General features: G+C 68.1%; 22 protein-coding genes. 12 read left to right on the top strand and 10 right to left on the bottom strand.

Annotation, left to right across the window (positions count from 1 at the left end):
* The 7 genes from ASE83_RS03345 to ASE83_RS03375 all read left to right on the top strand — a co-directional run bounded on the left by ASE83_RS03345 (position 1) and on the right by ASE83_RS03375 (position 7236).
* Positions 1-828: a 4-(cytidine 5'-diphospho)-2-C-methyl-D-erythritol kinase gene (locus ASE83_RS03345; RefSeq protein WP_055783862.1), complete on the top strand. Its 828-nt coding sequence runs from the start codon at positions 1-3 to the stop codon at positions 826-828.
* A gap of 149 nt (positions 829-977) precedes the next feature.
* Positions 978-1709 (top strand): enoyl-CoA hydratase/isomerase family protein, encoded by a 732-nt coding sequence (locus ASE83_RS03350; protein WP_055783863.1) that lies wholly within the window; start codon positions 978-980, stop codon positions 1707-1709.
* Complete coding sequence (locus tag ASE83_RS03355; RefSeq protein WP_055783864.1) at positions 1710-2435, top strand: N-formylglutamate amidohydrolase; 726 nt, start codon at positions 1710-1712, stop codon at positions 2433-2435.
* Between the two features lie 9 nt (positions 2436-2444).
* On the top strand, positions 2445-4166 hold the full coding sequence (ilvD, locus tag ASE83_RS03360; protein ID WP_055783865.1) for a dihydroxy-acid dehydratase: 1722 nt from the start codon (positions 2445-2447) through the stop codon (positions 4164-4166).
* 78 nt (positions 4167-4244) lie between these two features.
* Positions 4245-4643: a hypothetical protein gene (locus ASE83_RS03365; protein WP_055784445.1), complete on the top strand. Its 399-nt coding sequence runs from the start codon at positions 4245-4247 to the stop codon at positions 4641-4643.
* On the top strand, positions 4640-6034 hold the full coding sequence (locus ASE83_RS03370; RefSeq protein ID WP_082443049.1) for an NAD(P)H-hydrate dehydratase: 1395 nt from the start codon (positions 4640-4642) through the stop codon (positions 6032-6034). Before ASE83_RS03365 ends, ASE83_RS03370 begins: the two co-directional genes overlap by 4 nt.
* Positions 6025-7236 (top strand): class I SAM-dependent RNA methyltransferase, encoded by a 1212-nt coding sequence (locus ASE83_RS03375; protein WP_055783866.1) that lies wholly within the window; start codon positions 6025-6027, stop codon positions 7234-7236. Before ASE83_RS03370 ends, ASE83_RS03375 begins: the two co-directional genes overlap by 10 nt.
* A gap of 26 nt (positions 7237-7262) precedes the next feature.
* Here the strand turns inward: ASE83_RS03375 and truA are convergent, their stop codons facing one another.
* Both truA and fmt read right to left on the bottom strand, forming a co-directional pair.
* Positions 7263-8009 (bottom strand): tRNA pseudouridine(38-40) synthase TruA, encoded by a 747-nt coding sequence (truA, locus tag ASE83_RS03380; RefSeq protein ID WP_055783867.1) that lies wholly within the window; start codon positions 8007-8009, stop codon positions 7263-7265.
* On the bottom strand, positions 8006-8917 hold the full coding sequence (gene fmt, locus ASE83_RS03385) for a methionyl-tRNA formyltransferase (RefSeq protein ID WP_055783868.1): 912 nt from the start codon (positions 8915-8917) through the stop codon (positions 8006-8008). The genes truA and fmt overlap by 4 nt, the downstream gene beginning before the upstream one ends.
* A 53-nt stretch (positions 8918-8970) precedes the next feature.
* On the opposite strand from fmt, the gene recR reads away from it, so the two are divergent.
* The 3 genes from recR (at position 8971) to rmuC (ending at position 11633) form a co-directional block, all read left to right on the top strand.
* The gene (recR, locus tag ASE83_RS03390) at positions 8971-9567 is read left to right on the top strand and encodes a recombination mediator RecR (protein ID WP_055783869.1); all 597 of its coding nucleotides are present in this window, start codon (positions 8971-8973) and stop codon (positions 9565-9567) included.
* Positions 9568-9598: 31 nt separating this feature from the next.
* Positions 9599-10123 carry a peptide deformylase gene (gene def, locus ASE83_RS03395; protein WP_055783870.1) on the top strand — a complete coding sequence of 175 codons (525 nt, stop codon included), beginning with the start codon at positions 9599-9601 and terminating at the stop codon, positions 10121-10123.
* A 79-nt stretch (positions 10124-10202) separates the two neighbouring features.
* Positions 10203-11633 (top strand): DNA recombination protein RmuC, encoded by a 1431-nt coding sequence (gene rmuC, locus ASE83_RS03400; protein ID WP_055783871.1) that lies wholly within the window; start codon positions 10203-10205, stop codon positions 11631-11633.
* Between the two features lie 457 nt (positions 11634-12090).
* On the opposite strand, the gene ASE83_RS03405 is transcribed toward rmuC, so the two are convergent.
* The 8 genes from ASE83_RS03405 to ASE83_RS03440 form a co-directional block, all read right to left on the bottom strand.
* The gene (locus tag ASE83_RS03405; RefSeq protein ID WP_055783872.1) at positions 12091-13038 is read right to left on the bottom strand and encodes an arginase family protein; all 948 of its coding nucleotides are present in this window, start codon (positions 13036-13038) and stop codon (positions 12091-12093) included.
* A gap of 30 nt (positions 13039-13068) precedes the next feature.
* The gene (locus ASE83_RS03410; protein ID WP_055783873.1) at positions 13069-13866 is read right to left on the bottom strand and encodes a TrmH family RNA methyltransferase; all 798 of its coding nucleotides are present in this window, start codon (positions 13864-13866) and stop codon (positions 13069-13071) included.
* 8 nt (positions 13867-13874) lie between these two features.
* Positions 13875-14096, bottom strand: a complete 222-nt coding sequence (locus ASE83_RS03415) for a hypothetical protein (protein WP_055783874.1) — start codon at positions 14094-14096, stop codon at positions 13875-13877.
* Positions 14097-14162: 66 nt separating this feature from the next.
* Positions 14163-15422, bottom strand: coding sequence for an N-succinylarginine dihydrolase (locus tag ASE83_RS03420; RefSeq protein WP_055783875.1), 1260 nt, complete (start codon positions 15420-15422; stop codon positions 14163-14165).
* Positions 15419-16429, bottom strand: coding sequence for an arginine N-succinyltransferase (locus tag ASE83_RS03425; protein ID WP_055783876.1), 1011 nt, complete (start codon positions 16427-16429; stop codon positions 15419-15421). The genes ASE83_RS03420 and ASE83_RS03425 overlap by 4 nt, the downstream gene beginning before the upstream one ends.
* Positions 16426-17634: a hydrolase gene (locus ASE83_RS03430; RefSeq protein WP_200921803.1), complete on the bottom strand. Its 1209-nt coding sequence runs from the start codon at positions 17632-17634 to the stop codon at positions 16426-16428. The genes ASE83_RS03425 and ASE83_RS03430 overlap by 4 nt, the downstream gene beginning before the upstream one ends.
* 232 nt (positions 17635-17866) lie before the next feature.
* Complete coding sequence (locus ASE83_RS03435; protein WP_055783878.1) at positions 17867-18763, bottom strand: DUF481 domain-containing protein; 897 nt, start codon at positions 18761-18763, stop codon at positions 17867-17869.
* Between the two features lie 64 nt (positions 18764-18827).
* Positions 18828-19307 (bottom strand): RNA pyrophosphohydrolase, encoded by a 480-nt coding sequence (locus ASE83_RS03440; RefSeq protein WP_055783879.1) that lies wholly within the window; start codon positions 19305-19307, stop codon positions 18828-18830.
* A 62-nt stretch (positions 19308-19369) separates the two neighbouring features.
* Here ASE83_RS03440 and ASE83_RS03445 point away from each other — a divergent pair, with 62 nt between their 5' ends.
* Positions 19370-20278: a histone deacetylase family protein gene (locus ASE83_RS03445; protein ID WP_055783880.1), complete on the top strand. Its 909-nt coding sequence runs from the start codon at positions 19370-19372 to the stop codon at positions 20276-20278.
* A gap of 9 nt (positions 20279-20287) precedes the next feature.
* Positions 20288-21652 (top strand): cryptochrome/photolyase family protein, encoded by a 1365-nt coding sequence (locus ASE83_RS03450; protein WP_055783881.1) that lies wholly within the window; start codon positions 20288-20290, stop codon positions 21650-21652.
* The last annotated feature ends 19 nt before the right edge of the window (positions 21653-21671 follow it).

Genomic DNA, 21671 nt, shown 5'->3' on the forward strand with positions numbered 1-21671 from the left:
ATGATCGTCGAACCCGCGCCCGCCAAGCTCAACCTCGCCCTGCACGTCCGCGCCCGGCGTGACGATGGCTATCACGAACTGGAGACGCTGTTCGTATTCGTCCGTGACGGCGACACGGTCCGCCTGACCCCTGCCGACCGCGACGGCTTCGCGATCGTCGGCCCGTTCGCCGGTGGCCTGAGCGGGGAGGGCAACAACCTGGTCACCCGCGCCCGCGACGCATTTCGTGCCGCGTTTGGGGTAAGCGAGCCGCTGTCGATCGTCCTCGACAAGCATCTGCCGGTGGCATCGGGTATCGGCGGCGGATCGGCCGACGCCGCCGCGACGTTGCGCGGCATGGCGAAGCTCGCCGGGGTGTCGCGCGACGATCCTGCGCTGATGGCCATCGCGGCGGAACTGGGATCGGACGTGCCCGCCTGCCTCGCCGGGCGGACGATGATCGGGCGCGGACGCGGCGAGCGGCTGACCCCGATCGATGTGCCGCCGCTGCCAGTGCTGCTGGTCAATCCGGGCGTGGGGGTGTCGACCGCCGCCGTCTTTGCCGCATGGGACCGGACCGATCGCGGACCATTGCCGCAGGGGGATGCCCTCACCATCGCGCTGGCGGGGCGCAACGACCTCGAACCGCCGGCCCGCGCGCTGGCCCCGGCGATCGACACGGTGCTGGCGATGCTGGCGGCGGCCGATGGCGTGCGACTGGCGCGCATGTCGGGGTCGGGCGCGACCTGCTTCGCCCTGTTCGACCGGGCGGAGGATCGCGCGGCGGCGGCCACCACGATCCAAGCGGCCTGCCCCGCATGGTGGTGTCTCGAAACGGCACTGGCGTGACAGTCGATCGTCCTGATCCGGCACAGTCGGGCGCTTCGCCGGAGGGGGCGAGCGACTGGCGCGGTGCTTGCAAAGGTTCGGCAACGGATCACACGCCGGGAGCGGATCGTCCGTGGGCGGTCTCTTCGGACGCCGCCCATTTCCTGCCCATGATCGACGTTACCCGCGATGGCGGGATCGCGACGCTGTGGCTGGCGCGGGGCGGTGCGCGCAACGCCCTGCCGATCGCCGGCTGGCGGGCATTGGCGGAGCGGGTGGCCGAACTGGCCGCGTCCGATGTCCGTGCCGTCCTGATCGCGTCGCGTGAACCAGGTATCTTCTCGGCCGGTGCCGACATCGCCGAGTTTGCCGATCTGCGCGATGATCCCGCCAGACGCGCGATCTTTCGCGAAACCCTGTCCGCCGCGATCGAGGGAGTGGCGCGCCTGCCGATGCCGGTGATCGCGGCGGTCGATGGCGGCTGCTTCGGCGCGGCCGTCGCGCTGGCGCTGGCGTGCGACCTGATCGTCGCTGGGAAGGGCGCCCGGTTCGCCATCCCCCCGGCGCGGCTGGGCATCCTCTATCCTCCCGCCGATGTCGCGCGCCTGGTCGCGGCGGTCGGGCGGGGGCAGGCGGCGCGGCTGCTCTATACCGGCGACGCGATCGATGCGGACGAAGCGGTCGCCATCGGCCTCGCCCACCGCCGCAGCGACAGCGCGCTGGCAGCCGCGCAGGCCCTCGCCGCACGTATCGCCGCCAATGCTCCCGGCGCGGTGCGGGGACTGAAGCTCGCCATCGACGGCGTGCCCGGCGGCGAAGCCCGGTTCGACGCCGCCTTCGGAGACGCCGAACTGGTCGAGGGCCTCGCCGCTTTCCACGACCGCCGACCGCCGGAGTTCTGAATGCACGCTGCCGACCATCTGCCCGGAACCGAAACCGGCTTGTTGCTGCTGTGCGACCATGCGTCCGCCTGGGTGCCAGACGACATTGCCATGGCCGAGCAGCTGTTGTCGCTCCATGTCGGCGTCGACATCGGCGCTGGACCGCTCACCCATGCGCTGTCGGCCCGGCTCGATGCGCCCGCGATCCTCGGCACGGTGTCGCGGCTGGTGATCGACCTGCATCGGCAGAGCGATCATCCCGGCCTGATCCCCGAAGTCTCCGACGGCCACGCCATCCCCGCCAATATCGGCGCCAATCGCGCGGATCGCATCGCCCGCTTTCACGCGCCCTATCATCGCGCGATCCGTTCGCAGGTGCGTCGCAACCGCCCGCGCCTGATCGTCGCGATCCACAGCTTCACGCCCCGCCTCGAAACCAGCGACGCACTGCGTCCATGGGAAGCCGGCATCCTCTACGGCCGTGACGACCGCGCCGCCCGCATCGCGATCGACTTTCTTCGCGCGCAGGGTATCCCGACCGGCGATCAGCAACCCTATTCCGGCCGTATCCTGAACGCGACGCTGAACCGCCATGCCGAAGGGCAGGGCATAGCGTCACTGTCGGTCGAGGTCCGCAACGACCTGATCGCCGACCCCGCCGACGTCGCCCGCTGGTGCGCGATCCTGGCCGACATGATCGTCGCAGTGCGCAACGGACTTGCGCTGGAGCGTCTCCCTGCGCAATAGGCTGTCGCCATGACCCAGCCTTTCGACAAATCGCGGCTGCCCAGCCGCCACGTTTCCGTCGGCCCCGAACGCGCGCCGCATCGCAGCTATTATTACGCGATGGGCATCGCCGAGGAAGACATCGCCAAGCCGTTCGTGGCGCTCGCCTCGGCCGGCAACGACAGCGCGCCGTGCAACACGACGCTGGATTTCCAGGCCGACGCCGCGCGCGAAGGCGTGGTGGCGGGCGGCGGGATGCCGCGCCGCTTCAACACCATCACCGTGACCGACGGCATCGCCATGGGGCATCAGGGGATGAAGTCCTCGCTGGTCAGCCGTGAAGTCATCGCGGATTCGGTCGAACTGTCGGTGCGCGGCCATTGCTATGACGCGCTGGTCGGCTTTGCCGGGTGCGACAAGTCGCTGCCGGGCATGATGATGGCGATGCTGCGCCTGAACGTCCCCTCGATCTTCGTCTATGGCGGGTCGATCCTGCCCGGCCGGTTCGAGGACCGCGATGTGACTGTGGTTGACGTGTTCGAGGCGGTCGGCCGCTACGCCGCCGGCACCTGTCCGCTGCATGACCTGACCGCGCTGGAAAAGGTCGCCTGTCCGGGCCACGGCGCCTGCGGGGGCCAGTTCACCGCCAACACCATGGCGTGCGTCGGGGAGGCGATCGGCCTGTCGCTGCCCAATTCGAACATGGTGCCCGCCCCCTATCGCAGCCGGGAAGAGATCGCGATCGCGGCGGGCAGGCAGGTCATGGAGCTGGTGCGCCTGAACCTGCGTCCGCGCGACATTGCCACCCGCGCCGCCTTCATCAACGCCGCACGCGTTGTCGCGGCGACCGGCGGCTCGACCAATGCCGCGCTACATCTGCCGGCGATGGCGAGCGAGGCGGGGATCGACTTCGACCTGTTCGACGTAGCGGAGGCTTTCAAGTCAACGCCTTACGTCGCAGACCTCAAGCCCGGCGGCAAGTATGTCGCGAAGGACATGTACGAGGCCGGCGGTGTCTACATGCTAATGAAGACGATGCTGGCGAACGACCTGCTCGACGGCAACTGCATGACCGTCACCGGCAGGACGCTGGGCGAGAATATCGACGAGGTGACGTGGAACCCGGACCAGAAGGTTATCTATGACGTCAAGACGCCGATCACCCCGACCGGCGGCGTCGTCGGCCTGCGTGGTACGCTCGCCCCCGATGGCGCGATCGTGAAGGTTGCGGGCATGAAGCGGCTGCAATTCACCGGCACCGCGCGCGTGTTCGATTGCGAGGAAGACGCCTTCGCCGCCGTTGAACAGCGTAGCATCACCGAAGGCTCGGTCGTCGTCATCCGCTATGAAGGGCCGAAGGGCGGTCCGGGGATGCGCGAGATGTTGTCGACCACCGCCGCGCTCTATGGCCTCGGCATGGGTGAGAGCGTCGCGCTCATCACCGATGGCCGGTTTTCCGGCGCGACGCGCGGTTTCTGCATCGGCCATGTCGGTCCCGAAGCGGCGGAAGGCGGTCCGATCGCGCTGGTCGAGGATGGCGACATCATCACCATCGACGCCGATGCCGGCACGATCGACCTCGACGTCGCAGCCGATGTGCTGGCGGAGCGTCGCGCCAGGTGGCAGCCGCGCGTAAACGATTATCAGGCAGGCGCGCTGTGGCGCTATTCGACCACGGTCGGCCCCGCCTGGCAGGGCGCGGTGACCCATCCGGGGGCCAAGGCCGAGCGGCACGTCTACGCCGACATCTGACGTCCGCGGTTACCGGTAGTGACGTATCCCCGCCAGCGCGGGGATACTGTCATGCGATCAATGTGGTATCGATCGGCCATGACCGGATTCGAACGACGCCTCGCCCTGATTGCCGTCCTGTTGCTCGCGGGGTGTGACCGGACCGCAGACCCCGCCGTCCTTGCCAATATCGAAGCGGATCAGCGCGCCGCCGCCGACGATGCCGGCCGCATCGAATGCGCTGCCGAAGCCGCTCGCCCCCTCGCGGCCGATTGTACCATCGAACGCACGGTCGATAACGACGGCACCCTGCTGACCCTGCGTCAGCCCGATGGCGGATTCCATCGATTGCGCATTGCCCGCGATGGCCGTGGCGTGGTCGCGGCCGATGGATCGGAAGCGGCGAAGGTCACCGTCGTCGGCGACGACCGGATCGAGGTCGCCATCGGCGGCGCGCGCTATCGCCTGCCCGCGACGGTCGGCCCGGTCGCGCGATGAGGCTGTTTCCGGCGAATGCGCCGATCCTGCGCGGCGCGGAGATGCGCGCGGCGGAGGAGAACGCCTTCGCCGTCGGTGTCCCGCAAGATACCTTGATGGAGCGCGCCGGGCTGGCGGTCACGCGGGAAGTACGCCGCCTTGCCCTCGGACGCCCCATCCTTGTCCTCGCAGGGTCTGGAAACAATGGCGGTGATGCCTTTGTTTGCGCACGGTATTTGCGCGAATGGGGTGGCGATGTCGCCGTGGCGGCGCTGCCTCGCCACGCGTCCGGCGCGGCGGCACGGATGCGGGCGGCATGGACCGGTACGGTATCGACGCTGGAAGACGCCGAGCCGCGTCCGGTGGTGGTCGATGGCCTGTTCGGCATCGGCCTGTCGCGCCCGCTGGCGACCGGGATCGCCGACCCGCTGGCACGACTGACCCGCGACGCGTTCGTCGTCGCGATCGACCTGCCGAGCGGGATCGACGCCGATGCCGAACGGCAGTTCGCCGGCGGGGGCCGGGCCGACGTCACCATCGCATTGGGCGCGCTGAAGCCCGCCCATGTCGTCGGAGCATCTGCTGCGCGCATGGGCCATGTCCTGCTCGCCGATCTCGCCATCGACTTGCCACCTGTGCCACGCACCATCGCGCGTCCGGTGATCGCCTTGCCCGAGCGGGATGCCCATAAGTATAGCCGTGGCATGATTACCGTCCTTGCCGGCACGATGCCCGGTGCGGCGCGTCTGGCCGCCACGGCGGCACTGTTGGCGGGGGCGGGCTACGTCATTCTGGCGGGCGACGATGCCGGGCATGGCGGCCCCGATGCGCTGGTCCGCCGGCCGCTCGACGATCCGCCGGCCTTGCTGGCGGGCGATCGGCTGGCGGCGGTGCTGGTCGGGCCGGGCCTTGGTCGCGATGCGGCTGCCGGCCGGCTGATCGACGCCGCGCTGGCCTGTGCCGCGCCGCTGGTGATCGATGGCGACGCCCTGTCCGTACTGGGGCAGGCAGGCGTCGGGCAGATCGCCGCGCGCACGGCACCGACGTTCCTGACACCGCATAGCGGTGAATTCGACCGCATGTTCGGGTCGGACGGCGGTAACAAGATCGACCGGACGGCCCGGGCTGCGCTACAGGCGCGCGCGACTATCGTTCATAAAGGCCCCGATACCGTGATCGCTTCCCCCGACGGCACCGTCATCGTTTCTCCCGATGCGCCCTCCTGGCTGTCGACCGCCGGCACCGGCGACGTGCTCGCCGGTATCCTTGCCGCGCGGCTGCGGCCCGGTGGGAAGGAAGCGGCGGCGCAGGCGGTGTGGCTGCACGGCCGCGCCGCGCGGCTGGCCGGCCCGGCCTTCGTCGCGGACCGGCTGATCGACCATCTGGGACAGGCGATCGCCGAATGCCGCTGAACGACGATGACCTGATCGTCCGCGTCGCGGCACGCGGCGAAGGCGTGACCGGCGATGGCTGCCATGTCCCCTTCGCCGCGCCGGGCGACCGGTTGTTGCCCGACGGCACAGTCGCGCATGGCCCGCACCATGCCGAACCGCCCTGCCGCCATTTTCCGGAGTGTGGCGGGTGCCAGCTCCAGCATCTCGACCGGCCCAGCGAAGCCGATTTCGTCGCCGACCGGGTGCGCGGGGCGCTGGCGTCGCAATCGCTCGATGCCGTCGTCCGCCCGGCGATCCTGTCCGCGCCCTACACCCGCCGTCGCGCGACGCTCCACGCCGACCGGCGCGGCAAGCAGGTGACGCTGGGCTTTACCGAGAGCGGCAGCCACCGCATCGTCCCCTTGAGCGAATGCCATGTCCTGCTGCCCGAACTCTTCGCAGCGGTCGCGCCGCTGCGCTGGCTGCTGGCGACCGCGCTGAAGGACCGGTCGCGCGCCGACGTGCATCTGGCGCGGGTCGATCAGGGCGTCGATGTCCTCATCATCGGCCAGATCGCCGAGGGCCTTGCCGCCGCCGAAGCCCTGACGACCTTTGCGCAGGAACAGCGGCTTGCCCGGCTGTCGATCGACGACGGCATGGGGGCAGAGGCAAGGTGGGAACCGGAACCGGTCACCGTGACGCTGGGTGGCGTGCCGGTGCCGTTCCCGCCGGGCAGCTTCCTGCAGGCGACCGGCGATGGCGAAGCGGCGCTGATCGCAGCGGTCGATGAAGCGGTTGGTGGAGCGGGGATCGTCGCCGACCTGTTCGCGGGGCTGGGCACCTTCACCCTGTCGCGGGGCGCGGGCGTGCGGACCTATGCAGGGGAGGCAGGGCGCGAGGCGATCATGGCGCTTAAACTCGCCGCCGCGCGGGCCGGGCGGTCGGTCGTCGCCGACCATCGCGACCTGTTCCGCCGCCCGCTAACGGCGGCCGAACTTGACCGGTTCGACGCGGTGATCCTCGACCCGCCGCGCGCGGGCGCGCGCGAACAGGCGGCGGCCCTCGCCGCGAGCAAGGCACCGGTCATCGCCTATGTTTCGTGCAATCCCAGCAGCTTCACCCGCGATGCTAAGACGCTGGTGCAGGCGGGATACCGCATCGACTGGGTGCAGCCGGTCGGCCAGTTCCGCTGGTCGACTCATGTCGAACTGGTCGCACGACTGGTGCGGCACAATGCCTGACCGTATTCCCGCGTAGGCGGGGGACATCAGAATGCGGGGTAGGTTGCGTCGGTAAAATACAGTCCGTCCGGCGGAGCATTCAGCCACAATGCCGAGCGGTCCCGCGCCGCGAGAATGTCGGCCATCTCGTCGGGCGTCCGCTTGCCCTGCCCGACGGTCGCAAGGCACCCGACCATCGATCGCACCTGATGATGCAGGAACGACCGCGCGGCGGCATGGATGTCGATCCGGTCGCCGTCGCGCGCCACCGTCAGCCGGTCCAGCGTGCGCAGCGGGCTGTCGGCCTGGCAATGCGCCGAGCGGAAGGTGGTGAAGTCGTGCCGCCCGACCAGCCGCGTCGCGGCCTCCGCCATGGCATCCGCATCCAGCGGCTGCGGCACGCGCCACGCCAGCCCCCGTTCGTGCGTCAACGGCGCGCGGCGACACACGATGCGATAGACATAGGCACGGCCCAGGCAGGAAAAGCGCGCGTGCCAGTCGTCCGGCACGACTTCGCAATCGAGGATCGCGACCGGATCGGGCCGCAGCCGGGCGTTCAGCGCCTCCATCAACCGGAACGGGTCGATCGTCTTCGCCACATCGACATGCGCGCGCATCCCGGTCGCATGGACCCCGGCATCGGTGCGGCCGGCGGCGTGGACGGCGGCCTGTTCGCCGGTAATCTCGAACAACGCGCGTTCGATCGCTCCCTGCACGCTTGCCCCCTCCGACTGGCGCTGCCAGCCGACGAACGGGCGACCGTCATATTCGACCGTCAGGGCAAAGCGGGTCATGCGATGCGCGCGCCCTTCGGGACAGCGAAGCCGCGCAACATCTCTCCGGTCGAGGTCGCACCGCGACCGGCGCGCTGCACCTGTAGCGGGACCAGCACCCCCTCCGCGCAGGCGATCTCCAGCGCGTCTCCGATCACCGTGCCCGGTTCCACGCCGCCGGCGTCCGGATCGACCCGTGCCGCCAGCACCTTGATCCGTTCGCCATTCACCTCGATGAACGCGCCCGGTGCCGGGTTGAACGCGCGCACCTGCCGCTCGGCATCGACCGCGCTGCCGTCGAAGCGCAGCCGCGCCTCCGCCTTGTCGATCTTCGCGGCATGGGTCACGCCCACGCTCGCCTGCTCGACCGGCGGATAGGCGTCCGGGTCGGCCAACACCTCCAGCATCAGTCGCGCACCCATCGCGCTCAGCTCGCCGGCCAGCTCGCCCGCCGTCTTGCCCGCAACCGGCGTGCGACCCTCCAGCCGCACCGGCCCGGTATCCATCCCCGCCGCCATCTGCATGATGCCGACGCCGGTCTCTTTATCGCCCGCGAGGATCGCCCGCTGGATAGGCGCGGCCCCCCGCCAGCGCGGCAGCAGCGAGCCATGGACGTTCAGGCAGCCGAGACGCGGCGTGTCCAGCACGGCGCGCGGCAACAACAGGCCATAGGCCGCGACCACCGCTACATCGGCGTCCAGCGCCGCGAAGTCCGCCCGCACCGCCGGATCGCGCAACGTCTCCGGCACCCGCACCGCGATGCCCAGCGGCTCGGCCAGCCGGTGGATCGGGGAGGGGGTCAGCGCCTTGCCCCGCCCCGCGCGACGCGGCGGCTGGCTATAGGCGGCGATGACGTCGTGGCCCGCATCGACCAGCGCCTGAAGGATTGGCACCGCAAATTCGGGCGTGCCCATGAAGATGATCCGCATGACCCCTCTCGACACCGTGGCGTCGACACGCGCAACCCCCTATCTTGGGTCCGATGGCCTCTCCCGAAATCGACGCGCTGACGCAGGCGCTCTCCCGGCTTCCCGGTCTCGGCCCCCGTTCGGCCAGGCGGGCGGTGCTGCATCTGGTGAAGAAGCGCGAAACGGCGCTCGACCCGCTGCTGATCGCGCTCGACCGGGTGGCGCGCAATCTCGCCACCTGTTCGACCTGCGGCAATGTCGACACGACCGATCCGTGCGCCGTCTGCACCGATCCGCGCCGCGACGACCGGTCGCTGTGCGTGGTCGAGGAGGTGGCCGACCTGTGGGCGCTCGATCGCGCCCGGCTGTTCCCCGGCCGCTTCCATGTGCTGGGCGGGCGGCTGTCGGCGCTGGAGGGGGTGCGGCCCGACGACCTCGCGATCGATTCGCTCGTCGCCCGCGTCGCGGCGGGCGGCATCGATGAAGTCGTGCTGGCGATGAACGCCACGCTGGAGGGGCAGACGACCGCCCATTACATTGCCGAACGGATCGAGAAATATCCGGTTCGCCTGACCCAGCTGGCGCATGGCCTGCCCGTCGGCGGCGAACTGGACTATCTCGATGAAGGCACGCTGGCCCAGGCGCTGCGCGCGCGGCGCCCGGTCGCTTGACCGGCGAAAATATGCTACCTACCGAACCGCTATGGCTATTCTTCCGATCATCGAAATCCCCGATCCCCGCCTCCGCCTCGTCTCCGAACCCGTGGAGGGCGTGACCGACGAGGTGAGAACCCTCATCGCCGACATGTTCGAAACGATGTACGACGCCCCCGGCATCGGCCTCGCCGCGATCCAGGTCGCCGTACCCAAGCGCGTGCTGGTCATCGACCTGCAGGACGAGGAGGATGAGGAGGGCAAGCCGGTCAAGGCACCGCACGCCTTCGTCAATCCGGTGATCGAGGAAGTGTCGGAAGAGCTGTCGTCCTATCAGGAAGGCTGCCTGTCGATCCCCGAACAATATGCCGATGTCGTCCGCCCGGCGCGCTGCCGCGTGACGTGGCTGGACGAGCAGGGCGAGGCCCATGACGAATGGCTCGACGGGCTGATGGCGACCTGCCTCCAGCACGAGATGGATCATCTGAACGGCGTGCTGTTCATCGATCACCTCTCGCGGCTGAAGCGCGACATGGTCATCAAGAAACTGAACAAGGCGCGCAAGGCCGCCTAAGCGACGAACCGAACCCCGTTCGCCTTGTCGGGCGGGCGGGGCGGGGGTAAGTTCCGGGTCCGTTCCCCCGGAGTATCGCATGGACCCGTTTGTCATCGTCATCGTCGCCGCCGTCCTGCTTGCCGGATTGGCGATCGGCTGGCTGATGGGCAGCCGACAGGTCCAATCGCTGCGCGAGGAACGCGACAAGCGCGAGGATGATTTCAAGCAGGCGATCTCCGACCTCGCGCTCGCCAGCGAACGCGCAAAGGAAGTACCGGCATTGCGCGAGGAACTGGCCGAAATCCGTGCCGATCGCGACGCGCTGCTGCTCGATCACGCCGCGCTCAAGGCGAATGCGGCGGCGTTCGAGGAACGGCTGACCGAGTTCAAGGACGCGCGCGAGGCGATGGCCGGCCAGTTCCGCGAAACCGCGCAAATCATGCTCGACGGCGCGCAAAAGGCGTTCCTGCAACGCGCCAACGAACGCTTCGCGCAGGCGGGCGACACCAATGAGATGAAGCTGAAGGCGCTGCTGGCCCCGGTCGAGGCGACGCTGAAACGCTACGAAGCCAGCATGACCAAGGTCGAGGGCGAGCGGCAGGAAGCCTATGGTACGCTCAAGGGCCTGATGGACGCGATGCGCATCGGGCAGGAATCGGTGAAGAGCGAGGCGGCGAAGCTGGTCAACGCGCTGCGCTCCGCCCCCAAGGCGCGCGGTCGCTGGGGCGAGCAGCAGCTGCGCAACGTGCTCGAAACCTGCGGCCTTGCCGAACATACCGATTTCCAGATGGAGGTGTCGGTCGACCATGGCGACGGTCGCCTGCGTCCCGACGCCATCGTGAAGGTGCCCGGCGGCAAGAGCCTGGTGATCGATGCCAAGGTGTCCTTGAACGCCTATCAGGACGCGCACGGCGCGGTGGACGAGGCGGAGCGTGCCGCCTTCATGACTGCGCATGTCGCATCGATGAAGAACCATGTGAACGCGCTGGGGGCCAAGAGCTACCAGTCGCAGTTCGAGGATACGCCCGATTACGTGGTGATGTTCGTGCCGGGCGAACATTTCCTCGCCGCCGCGCTCGAACATGATCCGGCGCTGTGGGACTATGCGTTCGACCGCCGCGTGCTGATCGCGACGCCGACCAACCTGATCGCCATCGCCCGCACCGTCGCGGCGGTGTGGCGGCAGGAAAAGCTGGCGGGTGAAGCGCGCCAGATCGGCCAGCTCGGCCGCGAACTCCACGCCCGCCTCGCCAAGATGGGCGACCATGTCGCCAAGCTCGGCAAGAATCTGGAAGGGGCGAACACCGCCTATAATGCGTTCGTCGGCAGCCTCGAATCGCAGGTGATGACCTCAGCCAAGCGGTTCGAAACGCTCAACATCGACACCGGCGGCAAGACGATCGACCCGCTGCCGGTGGTCGAACAGTCGCCGCGCCCGCTGACCAAGCTGGCGGTCGCCATCGCTCAGGCGGAGGATGCGGCCGAGGAGCGGGCGGAAGCGGAAGGGGCGGGGGCGGGGGCGGAATAGAAGCGCTACACCCCGTATCACGTCACCCCAGCGCAGGCTGGGGTCTCGTCCCGCCAGCGCGCGTTCTCATGATGAGCGTCCTTGGCCCGCGGGAGCATTGCGCCACGATGTTACCATGATCGGACTCGCCTTTTCCCAAGTCCTAGGCCGGATCGACATTCACACTCTATTTCGTCACCCCGGACTTGTTCCGGGGTCCACCGAGCCGCAGTCGCGGTCGATAGAGGATTACACCGCACCGATTGCCGCGCCTTTGACTCCGGAACAAGTCCGGGGTGACGGAGAGGCTGGAAGGGGCGATCAGGAACGACCCCAGGAGCAGCTGAATGTCGATCGGCGCTGGAGGTAGTCCGGCGCAGGTCGGGGTCCAGTTGGGTAGTGCCTGTACTGGAAACGCGACCGACGCCGCAACTAGACCCCGGCCTGCGGCGGGGTATGGTGGTGCGGGAAGGAAGTGCTACCCTTGAGGCCGGGGCGGCACCTGCCCATCATCGCCTAGTACCAACCCCATCGTCACCGCGACGATCCGTGCCGCGATCCCTGCGCACAACCGATGCGGATCGTCGCGCGCCGGCACATATTCCGCCAGCACCAGCCCGGCGATCGCGCCCTCGTCCGCCAGCGCGGTCAACAGCAGCACGACCTCCTCATACCGCAATCCGCCCGGCGTGGGCATCGCCACCGCCGGAAACACCGCCGGGTCGATCCCGTCGCAATCGATCGAGACGAGGTAGCGCCCGCCCGCCGGTACCTGCGCGATGGCAGCATCGATCCCGCCTCGGATCAGGTTATAGGCGGTGACGATCCGGCTGCCCCAGCCGCGCGCATCCTCGATCTGCCACGCGCCGCCGCTGCCCAGTCCGCGCACCCCGACCTGCACCATGCCCGTGACGTGCGGCATCTCCGCCAGCCGCCGCATCGGCGATCCATAGCCCAGCGGCTCCCCACGAATGTCGTCGCCCCAGTCGACATGCGCATCGATCTGCACGACGGTCAGCGGCCCGCGCCCGGCAAAGGCCGCCGCGAACGGGATCGGCACCGAATCGTCGCCGCCCAGGAGGATCGGTATCGCGCCGGCATCCAGCACCGCACGCGTCGTCGCCTCGATCCGCTGACGATTGCCCGCTGCATCCTCCGGCCGGGTATCGACATCGCCGATGTCCACCACCCCACGCGTATCTTTGGGATCGGGAAAGGGGGTGAAGCCCAGGTCGAAATCGATCTGCGACAATTGCCGCGCGAACCCCAGCGACGCGGCGCGGATCGCGGCGGGCGCGTCGGCCGAATGGCTTGGCGCGCCATCGTCATAGGGCGTGGCCTCGCTCGCCCCGAACAGGACGATGCTGGGGCTGTCCAGCGCCGCGATGTCGGCGGCGGGCAGGGCGGCGAAGGTCGGGTGGGTCATCCCCGCTCAATCCCTCGCGACCCGGAAGGTTCAGGGCCGGTGCTGCCCCAGCACGGTGTACGCCATCACCGCCGTCGCGACCGCCGCGTTGAGGCTGTCGGCCTTGCCCAGCATCGGGATCTTGACCAGCAGGTCGCATTCGGCGGCCATATGGTCCGGCATCCCCTGCGCCTCGTTCCCGGTCAGCAGGAAGGTCGGATCGGGATAGGTCGCCGCGCGATAATCATGGGTCGTGTCGAGGCTCAGCCCCACCAGCGTTCCGGGGCCGCCCCGCAGCCAGTCCTTGAACGTCGCCCAATCGGCCCGCGCCACGGCGACGGTGAAGATCGCCCCCATGCTCGCCCGCACCGCCTCGACCGAGAACGGGTCGACGCATTCGTCGATCAGGATCAGCCCGCCCGCGCCGGTCGCGTCCGCCGTGCGTAGGATGGTGCCGAGATTGCCCGGATCGCGCAGCCGTTCCGCGACCAGCCACAGCGACGCATTGCGTCGGTCGATGCCTGCAAGCTCGGTCGAGAATTCGTCATAGACGCCGACGACCGACCCCGGATTGTCCTTGCCGGACAGCTTCGACAGGATGTCGACCGTCGTGGAAATGGCGATGCCGCCCGACGCCTCGGTCTCCTCGATCAGCGTTTCCAGCAACGGATGCTGCTCGCCGCTGGCGAAATAGAGTTCCGCCGGCAGCCACCCCGCCTCGCGCGCTTCGGTCAGGATGCGCAACCCTTCGGCCAGGAAGCGGCGCTGGTCGCGGCGATGGCGCTTTTCGCGCAGGTTGCGCGCGGACTTCACCATCGGGTTCGAAAAGGCGGTAATTTCGCGTGGCATGGCGCTGCCTAGCCTGCCTCGCGCTCCGCGTCGATGGAATCGAGAATGCGCGTGCCGGCCATGAACACCGCGATCGGGCAGACGACGAACAACAGCTTGCCGCCGATGCCCGGATATTGCGCCATGTAATGAAAGCCACGCTCGACCGCGCCGACGCCCAAGCCATAGATGACCAGAAACGCCTCGAACTTCGATTTGATCGTGAACAGGTTTTTGAGCCGGGTCAGCATGATCGCAAATCACGCAAAATACGTACCATTGGCGGTTTTTCGCCAATCCTGCCGCCCGACTTATGGTTAACTGTCAATTAACCCGACAAGGTCGAGCGATTCCAGCAGCGCCCGGTGCGCCGCCTCGATCGCGTCGATCAGCGCCGGATCGCCGATAGCGGCGGGCGCGATCTGCTCCGGCCAGTGCGCCTCGACCACCGCCGCGATCCGGTCGAGCTTCGCATCGTCGACCAGGAACCGCGGATCGATCGTCGCCGGATCGGCGACCACGCGCAGCCGCAGACAAGCCGGCCCGCCACCATTGGCCATCGATTCGCGCACATCGACCACCTCCAGCCAGCGGATCGCGCCGTTGCCCGCCACCAGTTCCTGCAACCAGCCCCACACCCGCTCATTCTCGCGCGCTTCGCTAGGCAGGATCAGCGCCATGCCGCCGCCTGCGGGCAAGGTCACCAACTGCGCGTTGAACAGATAGGAAGTGATCGCATCGGCCAGGCTCACCCGGTCGGCCGGCACCTCGACGATCTCGACCGACGGCATCGCCGCGCGCAGGTCGGCGAAGAAGGCGTCGCGATCCTCGAATGCCTGTTCATGCGCGAACAGGACGCGTTCGTTGGCGACCGCCACCACGTCGTTGTGGAACGCGCCGGCCGCGATCGCCGCGTCCGACTGCCGGACCATCAGCGTCCGTGCCGGGTCCAGCCCATGCGCCCGCGCGATCGCTTCGGACGCCTCGCGATGCTGTCGGGCGGGGAAGGGACCGCCGCTCACGCCATAGACGAATATCTCGACGCCCGCCGCATCATGCGTCTCGCACAATCGCATATGGTTCGCCGCCCCTTCGTCGCCGAATGGCGCGGGGACGGGGCCGTGGACGACGAAGGCATCAGCGGCAAAGGCCGTCCGCAACTGGCTGAGCGTCGCCGGCCATTCGTGACTGCGATGCGGCATCGTCACGAGGTTTGCGACGGTCAGGTGGCAGCGCCCGTCGTCGCAGTCGCTGGCCGGCGAAACCGTCGCGGCATTGGCCGCCCACATCGCCGATGCCGACAGCGCCTGCGCCTTCAGATGCGGTGCGGCGGCGGCATAATCGGTCGATAGCGACGCCAGCCAGCCATGGTCGGGGCGCGGATGCGGCAACAGGATGCCCTGCGTCAGCCCCAGCGCCAGGTTCGCGCGCATCTTGGCGATCCCCTGCAATGCCGCCGCGCGCGGACGCGACGTCCCGCCCGCATTGCGCGTCGCCGCCAGATTGCCGTGGCTTAGCCCGGCATAATTATGGCTGGGACCGATGATCCCGTCGAAATTGATCTCGCGCACGCTCATCGCGCCACCTGCGACACCGTGTCGCCGACCGCGACGTTCAGCGCGCGGGCGGCGTCCGCATCGATGACGATCCCGTCGTCGGTGACGGTCACGTCGCCCAGGCACGCACGAAACTCGGCCAGCCGCCCGGTCGCCAGCAGCGAGGGGCTGCCGCCGTCGCCGATCGCGACCACCTGCCGCTCGCGCCGGTCGCGGATCGTCGCGATCTGGTCGGTACGGGCGGTCATGGTCGGGCCGCCGTCGAAGATGTCGACGTAATTCTCATAGGCAAAGCCTTCATTCTCCAGCATCCGCATCGCCGCGCGCCCGGTCGGGTGGGGCAGGCCGATGACGCCGCGCGCCGCTTCGGGCAGCATCGCGATATAGACCGGGTGGCGCGGCATCAGGTCGGCGATGAACTGATTGCCGTGGATCGCGTTGAATTGGTCGGCATCCTGAAAACTCATGCCGAAGAAGCGCCCGGCCACCCCGTCCCAAAAGGGCGATCCACCCGCTTCGTCGATGATCCCGCGCAGCTCCGCCAGCACCCGGTCGGCGAAGCGCCCGCGATGCCGCGCGATGAACAGATAGCGCGACCGGGCGAGCAACAGCCCCAGCCCGCCGGCCCGCTCGCCCGGATGCAGGAACAGCCCGCCGACCTCGCTCGACCCCTCCAGATCGTTGACGAGGTTCAGGATGTCCGCGCGGAAGGTGCGGCCCAGCGCCTCGCTATGCTTGGTCAGCGTCGCGACGCGATAGGAATAGAAGGGCCAGCGCTGCCCGACCTTGGTGAAGATCTGGCACGTCCCGCGCACCTCGCCGGTGTCGACATTTTCCAGTACCAGCACGAACACCTCGTCGCGCGGGGCGTCCTCGTCATGGCTGAACGCGATGGCGCTGCGTTCCAGCCGGGTCATCAGCGCACTGCGGTCCGGGGGCAGGTTGGTGAAGCCGCCACCGGTCAGCTTCGCCATTTCGTACAGATATTTCAGGTCGCTTTCGCGCGCCGCACGGATTCGAAACGTCACAGTCCCCCCCGGCCCGCGATGCGAGCAATGGCGAGCGCCGACAGCCGGGCGCGTTCGGCCAGGCTGTCGACGATCATATATTCTTGTACGGAATGGATCGCGCCACCGCGCACGCCCATCGTGTCGATCACCGGTACGCCGGCCGCCGCGATGTTGTTGCCGTCGCATACCCCGCCGGTGTCACGCCACGCGATCGGGATCGACAGGTCGGCACCGGCCTGCTTCACCAGTGCGAACAGCTTCGCCGCGCCGGCGTCGATCGGCTTGGGCGGCCGGTTGAAGCTGCCATGGACCGCGATCTCGACCGCATGATCCGCCGCGACCATCGCCACCGCCGCGTCGATCTGCGCCCGGGCGCGCTCGATCTCTTCCGCGCCATGCGGCCGGAAATTGACGCGCAGCACGGCATGGTCGGGCACCACATTGTTCGGCCCGCCGCCATCGATCCGCGCCGGATTGACCGCCAGTCGTGGCCCCCGCACCGCGTTCAGCCTGAGGGCGATGTCGGCGGCGGCGACGATGGCGTTGCGCCCTTCCTCCGGGTTGCGCCCGGCATGGGCGCTGCGCCCGGTGACGACGATCGAGAAATTGCCGGTGCCCCCGCGCGCGCCGGCCAGCGTACCGTCGGGCAGGGCGGGTTCATAGGTGAAGGCAGCAACTTTGCCCCGCGCCACCCGGTCGATCAGCCGCGCCGACGAAAAGCTCCCGGTCTCCTCGTCCGAATTGATCATCACGTCATAGCCGAAGCGATCGCCGATCCCGCCCGCCTCGACCGCCTTCAGCGCGGCGAGCATCACCGCCAGCCCGCCCTTCATGTCGGCGGCGCCTGGCCCGTTCAGCATGTTCGGATCGGTATAGCGCATCGACTGGAACGCGTGGGTTTCGCCATACACCGTGTCCATATGGCCGGTGAACAGCATCCGCACCGGCGCCTCCGGGCGAACGCTGACCAGCAGGTGCCGTCCATGGTCGATCGTGCGGACGGCCCCATCGGCCTCGACCGTCTCCACCGGATCGGGATCGATCAGCGCGATCTCGCCCGGCAGCGCGGCGAAGCTGTCGGCCAGCATTCCGGCGACCGCATCCAGCCCCGCGACGTTGCGCGTCCCGCTGTTCACCGCGACCCATCGTTCGACCTGCGCCAGCATTTCCGTCTGGTCGATCGCATCGATCGCCCGGCGTTCGTCCACATTCATCCTGTCCATCGCCCGGTTGTAGAGCGATGCGGTATCAAACGGAACCTCTTGTGGCGGAACGCTGGTTATCCCGTCACCCCGGAGCAAGTGAGAGTAATGTCAAACGCAACCGTTCGTGCTGAGTAGGGACTGAGCTTGTCGAAGGCCCGTATCGAAGCACCCTTGGCGGTCCTTCGATACGCCGCTTCGACAAGCTCAGCGGCTACTCAGGATGAACGGTCCTGCCGCATGGTGTCCTGTATTAAAACGCGTAGACCAGCGAAGCCCGTCCGGTCGTATCGGCATTGACCCGCCCCACCGGCGGGCGGCTTTCGAACTGGATGTTGTACGACAGCCGCGCCGATAGCGGCCCCAGCACCTTGGCATCGACCGCGGTCAGGCTGGTAATGGTGCTGTTGGCGTCCTGCAAATAGGCCGAGGTATTCTGCCGCAGCGTCAGCGCCGGCGTCATCCGCCAACCGAAATCGACGGACCCGCGCGCCGCCAGGTTCCGCTCGACCGTATCCGTCGTGAACGACGTATAGCGAAACGCCGGACCCAGTTCGAGGTCGAGCGTCACCGGCCCCTTGGCGACGACGGTATAGCCCGCCCCGGTCGATGCCGAATAACGATCGTAGTAGCCGAAGAACTTGTCCGACTCATACTGCGCCGCGCCATAGACGTAGAGCCGGTCATCGACCTTGTAGTTCGGTTCGAACGCGGCGAGATAATGTTCGCGCGTCGGGATATTGTTGTTTTCCTGATAATCCGCCTGCAATTTCAGCTTGTGCCGCCAGCGATAGCCCTCGCGCGACAGGTCGAGCACGGCGGTCACGCCCAGACTGTCCGAATTGCCGCTGTTGATCCACCCGCCGACCTCGGCACGGCCTTTCACCAGTGCGCCGAACGACGCCGTGCGCAGCCTTTTCTCGGTCTTCTCGGTCCGCTCGAACGTATAGTGCGACGCCAGCTCGGCGATCTTCTGCGAATGTTTCGGCGCGGCCTTGCGCGCATAGCGCACGATCGTCGCCACGTCGTTGTCGTTGCCCGACGCCATCGCCTCTTCCAGCATCGTCCGGATTTCGATCGGCAGGTCCGGCTCGGGTGGCGGCTCCGCGAAATACAGGCCCAAGGGCAGGAGGAGCGCGGGGTTCGGCATCACTGCCCGCTATAGCCCATGGAATGCATATAGGCTGAACGGTTCATCGCGTGTCCGGAGCAGCTCACCGATGCAAGTGCGCGGCGAACCCGGCCAGCACCTGTTCGTACAACGCCTTCTTGAACGGCACGATCATCGCCGGCAGGTCGGCGGGGTCGGCCCAGCGCCATGCCCGGAACTCCGGCTCGGGCGTCCGGATGTCGATATCGGCGTCGGTCCCGTCGAAGCCGAACAGGAACCAGCGCTGCCGCTGCCCGCGCCATTTCCCCTTCCAGATTTTCCCGATCATGTCGTCGGGCAGGTCGTAGAGCAGTTCGTCGGGGTTTTCCGCGATCAGCCGCACCTTGTCCGCCGCCACGCCCGTTTCCTCGCGCAGCTCGCGGATCGCGGCGTCGATCGGCGCCTCGCCGTCGTCGATCCCGCCCTGCGGCATCTGCCACGCCTCCAGCGTCGAATCGAGCCGCTGGCCGACGAACACCAAACGCTCGCGGTTCAGCAGCATGACGCCGGCACAGGGGCGATAGGGGAGGTGGGTCTTGTCCATCGCCGCTTCCTACCGTGCGCCTCGGGCTTTTGCGAGGCGCATCGGCATCTTATCTGCCCCGAGTGATCCCCGTCGTCCACCATCCCGACTATGTCGCCGAAAGCCCGCCCGGCAGCCGCTATCGCTGGGGCAAGAACGGCCTCGTTCGCGACCTGCTGCTCGACATGGGCGATACCATCGACTGGCACGGCTGTCAGGCGATGCCGCGCCAATGGCTGGAGGCGGTGCACGACGACACCTATGTTGCCGAGGTGATCGAGGCGCGGGTGCCCCCGCACAAGGAACGCCGCATCGGCTTCGCCGTCACCCCGCCGATGGCCCTGCGCGCGCAGGCGGTGCCCGGCGGCACCTATGCCGCCGCGCTGGTCGCGATGGAGCGGGGCTATGCCGCCAACACCGCCGGCGGCAGCCACCATGCGCTGGCCGATACCGGGGCAGGCTATTGCGTGTTCAACGATCTTGCCATCGCCGCCAACCGGCTGGTTGACGAAGGGACGTGCGAGCGCGTGCTGGTGGTCGATGTCGACGTGCATCAGGGCGACGGCACCGCCTCGCTGCTCGCCGGGCGCACCAACCTCGCCACTTATTCGATCCACGCCGAAAAGAACTTCCCGGCGCGAAAGGCGGTGTCGACCCTCGATGTCGGCCTGCCCGACGGGGTCGGCGACGACGAATATCTGGCGACGCTCGAAGCGACCCTCGTGCCGCTGATCGACAGCTTCGGTCCGACGCTGCTGCTCTATCAGGCCGGGGTAGATCCGTTCGCCGACGACCGGCTGGGGCGGCTGGCATTGACGCAGGCCGGGCTGATCGAGCGCGACCGCTGGATCGGCCGAATGGCCCGCACGCGCGGCCTGCCGATCGCCAGCGCGCTCGGCGGCGGCTATGGCGACCTGCTCGAAGTGTCGCATCGCCATGTCGCATCGATCGTCGCCGTGGCGGAGGGAACCGGCATCGTCGCGCAAGCGTAACGTCACGCGATGAGCGAACCCGTCCTACTCTGGCTCCGCCAGGACCTCCGCCTGCGCGACCAGCCCGCCCTCCTTGCCGCGATCGACGACGGGGCAGTGATCCCGGTCTATATCCTCGATAACCAAGGCCCCGGCGACTGGGCGATCGGCGGTGCGCAACGCTGGTGGCTGCACCACAGCTTGGCGTCGTTCGACGAATCGCTGCGCGCCAAGGACTCGCGCCTGATCCTGCGCCGGGGCGAGTCCGTTGCCGAACTCCACAAGCTATGCGAGGAAACCGGGGCGAAGCACATCCATGCCATGCGCCATTACGAACCCTGGTGGGTGAAGGCGCAGGAGGCGCTGGGCGACACGCTCTGCCTGCATGACGGCAACCACCTGCGCCCGCCCGAAAGCGTCCGCACCGGTTCCGGCGGCATGTTCAAAATCTATTCGTCCTTCTGGAAGGCGCTGAACCAGATGCTGCCGCCCGAGGCCCCGTCACCAATGCCGCGCACGATCCCGTCGCCGGCCAAATGGCCGAAATCCGACAAGCTCGCTGACTGGGACTTGTTGCCGACCAAGCCCGACTGGTCGACCGCCTTCGGCAAGGCATGGCAACCGGGCGAGGACGGCGCGCACAAAGCGCTGAAATCCTTCACAACCCGCGTCGACGACTATGACACCGCCCGCAACCTGCCCTCGATCGACGGCAGCTCCAACCTGTCGCCGCACCTCCACCATGGCGAGATTTCGCCGCGACAAATCTGGGCTGCGCTCGACGGGCAGGGGGACAGCCTCACCACCTATCGCAAGGAACTGGCGTGGCGCGACTTCGCCAGCGGCGTCATCCTGTCGATGCCCGACTATGCCGACGCGAACGGCCGCCCGCGCTACGACAAGCTCAAATGGCGTAGCGATGCGGCGGCGAAGCGCGACCTGAAGGCATGGCAGCAGGGGCGCACCGGCTATCCCATCGTCGATGCCGGAATGCGCCAGCTGTGGCAGGTCGGCTGGATGCACAATCGCGTGCGGATGATCGCCGCGTCGTTCCTCATCAAGCATCTGCTGATCGACTGGCGCGAGGGCGAGCGCTGGTATTGGGACTGTCTGGTCGATGCCGATCTCGGCAACAATGCGGTCAACTGGCAATGGGTCGCCGGCACCGGCGTCGATTCGAACATGTTCGGCCGGATCATGGCGCCGCTGACCCAGTCCGAAAAATTCGACGCCGCCGACTATATCCGCCGCTGGGTTCCCGAACTGGCGAAGCTGTCCGACAGCGCCATCCACGATCCCGATGCCGCCGGGTGCCGGCCGAAAAACTATCCGGAAAAGATCATCGACCACCGCGAGGCACGCGAACGCGCGCTGGCGGCGGCACGGGGAATCTGATCGCTCACTATCCGTATCT

Source organism: Sphingomonas sp. Leaf32, assembly GCF_001421765.1.
In the GTDB taxonomy this organism is placed as follows: Bacteria; Pseudomonadota; Alphaproteobacteria; order Sphingomonadales; family Sphingomonadaceae; genus Sphingomonas.

What these genes read in the sequence shown, in the direction of transcription:
- ASE83_RS03345 (WP_055783862.1), top strand. Translation starts at nt 1, where the DNA reads ATGATCGTCGAACCCGCGCCCGCCAAGCTCAACCTCGCCCTGCACGTC.
- ASE83_RS03350 (WP_055783863.1), top strand. Translation starts at nt 978, where the DNA reads ATGATCGACGTTACCCGCGATGGCGGGATCGCGACGCTGTGGCTGGCG.
- ASE83_RS03355 (WP_055783864.1), top strand. Translation starts at nt 1,710, where the DNA reads ATGCACGCTGCCGACCATCTGCCCGGAACCGAAACCGGCTTGTTGCTG.
- ilvD (WP_055783865.1), top strand. Translation starts at nt 2,445, where the DNA reads ATGACCCAGCCTTTCGACAAATCGCGGCTGCCCAGCCGCCACGTTTCC.
- ASE83_RS03365 (WP_055784445.1), top strand. Translation starts at nt 4,245, where the DNA reads ATGACCGGATTCGAACGACGCCTCGCCCTGATTGCCGTCCTGTTGCTC.
- ASE83_RS03370 (WP_082443049.1), top strand. Translation starts at nt 4,640, where the DNA reads ATGAGGCTGTTTCCGGCGAATGCGCCGATCCTGCGCGGCGCGGAGATG.
- ASE83_RS03375 (WP_055783866.1), top strand. Translation starts at nt 6,025, where the DNA reads ATGCCGCTGAACGACGATGACCTGATCGTCCGCGTCGCGGCACGCGGC.
- truA (WP_055783867.1), bottom strand. Translation starts at nt 8,009, where the DNA reads ATGACCCGCTTTGCCCTGACGGTCGAATATGACGGTCGCCCGTTCGTC.
- fmt (WP_055783868.1), bottom strand. Translation starts at nt 8,917, where the DNA reads ATGCGGATCATCTTCATGGGCACGCCCGAATTTGCGGTGCCAATCCTT.
- recR (WP_055783869.1), top strand. Translation starts at nt 8,971, where the DNA reads ATGGCCTCTCCCGAAATCGACGCGCTGACGCAGGCGCTCTCCCGGCTT.
- def (WP_055783870.1), top strand. Translation starts at nt 9,599, where the DNA reads ATGGCTATTCTTCCGATCATCGAAATCCCCGATCCCCGCCTCCGCCTC.
- rmuC (WP_055783871.1), top strand. Translation starts at nt 10,203, where the DNA reads ATGGACCCGTTTGTCATCGTCATCGTCGCCGCCGTCCTGCTTGCCGGA.
- ASE83_RS03405 (WP_055783872.1), bottom strand. Translation starts at nt 13,038, where the DNA reads ATGACCCACCCGACCTTCGCCGCCCTGCCCGCCGCCGACATCGCGGCG.
- ASE83_RS03410 (WP_055783873.1), bottom strand. Translation starts at nt 13,866, where the DNA reads ATGCCACGCGAAATTACCGCCTTTTCGAACCCGATGGTGAAGTCCGCG.
- ASE83_RS03415 (WP_055783874.1), bottom strand. Translation starts at nt 14,096, where the DNA reads ATGCTGACCCGGCTCAAAAACCTGTTCACGATCAAATCGAAGTTCGAG.
- ASE83_RS03420 (WP_055783875.1), bottom strand. Translation starts at nt 15,422, where the DNA reads ATGAGCGTGCGCGAGATCAATTTCGACGGGATCATCGGTCCCAGCCAT.
- ASE83_RS03430 (WP_200921803.1), bottom strand. Translation starts at nt 17,634, where the DNA reads ATGGACAGGATGAATGTGGACGAACGCCGGGCGATCGATGCGATCGAC.
- ASE83_RS03435 (WP_055783878.1), bottom strand. Translation starts at nt 18,763, where the DNA reads ATGCCGAACCCCGCGCTCCTCCTGCCCTTGGGCCTGTATTTCGCGGAG.
- ASE83_RS03440 (WP_055783879.1), bottom strand. Translation starts at nt 19,307, where the DNA reads ATGGACAAGACCCACCTCCCCTATCGCCCCTGTGCCGGCGTCATGCTG.
- ASE83_RS03450 (WP_055783881.1), top strand. Translation starts at nt 20,288, where the DNA reads ATGAGCGAACCCGTCCTACTCTGGCTCCGCCAGGACCTCCGCCTGCGC.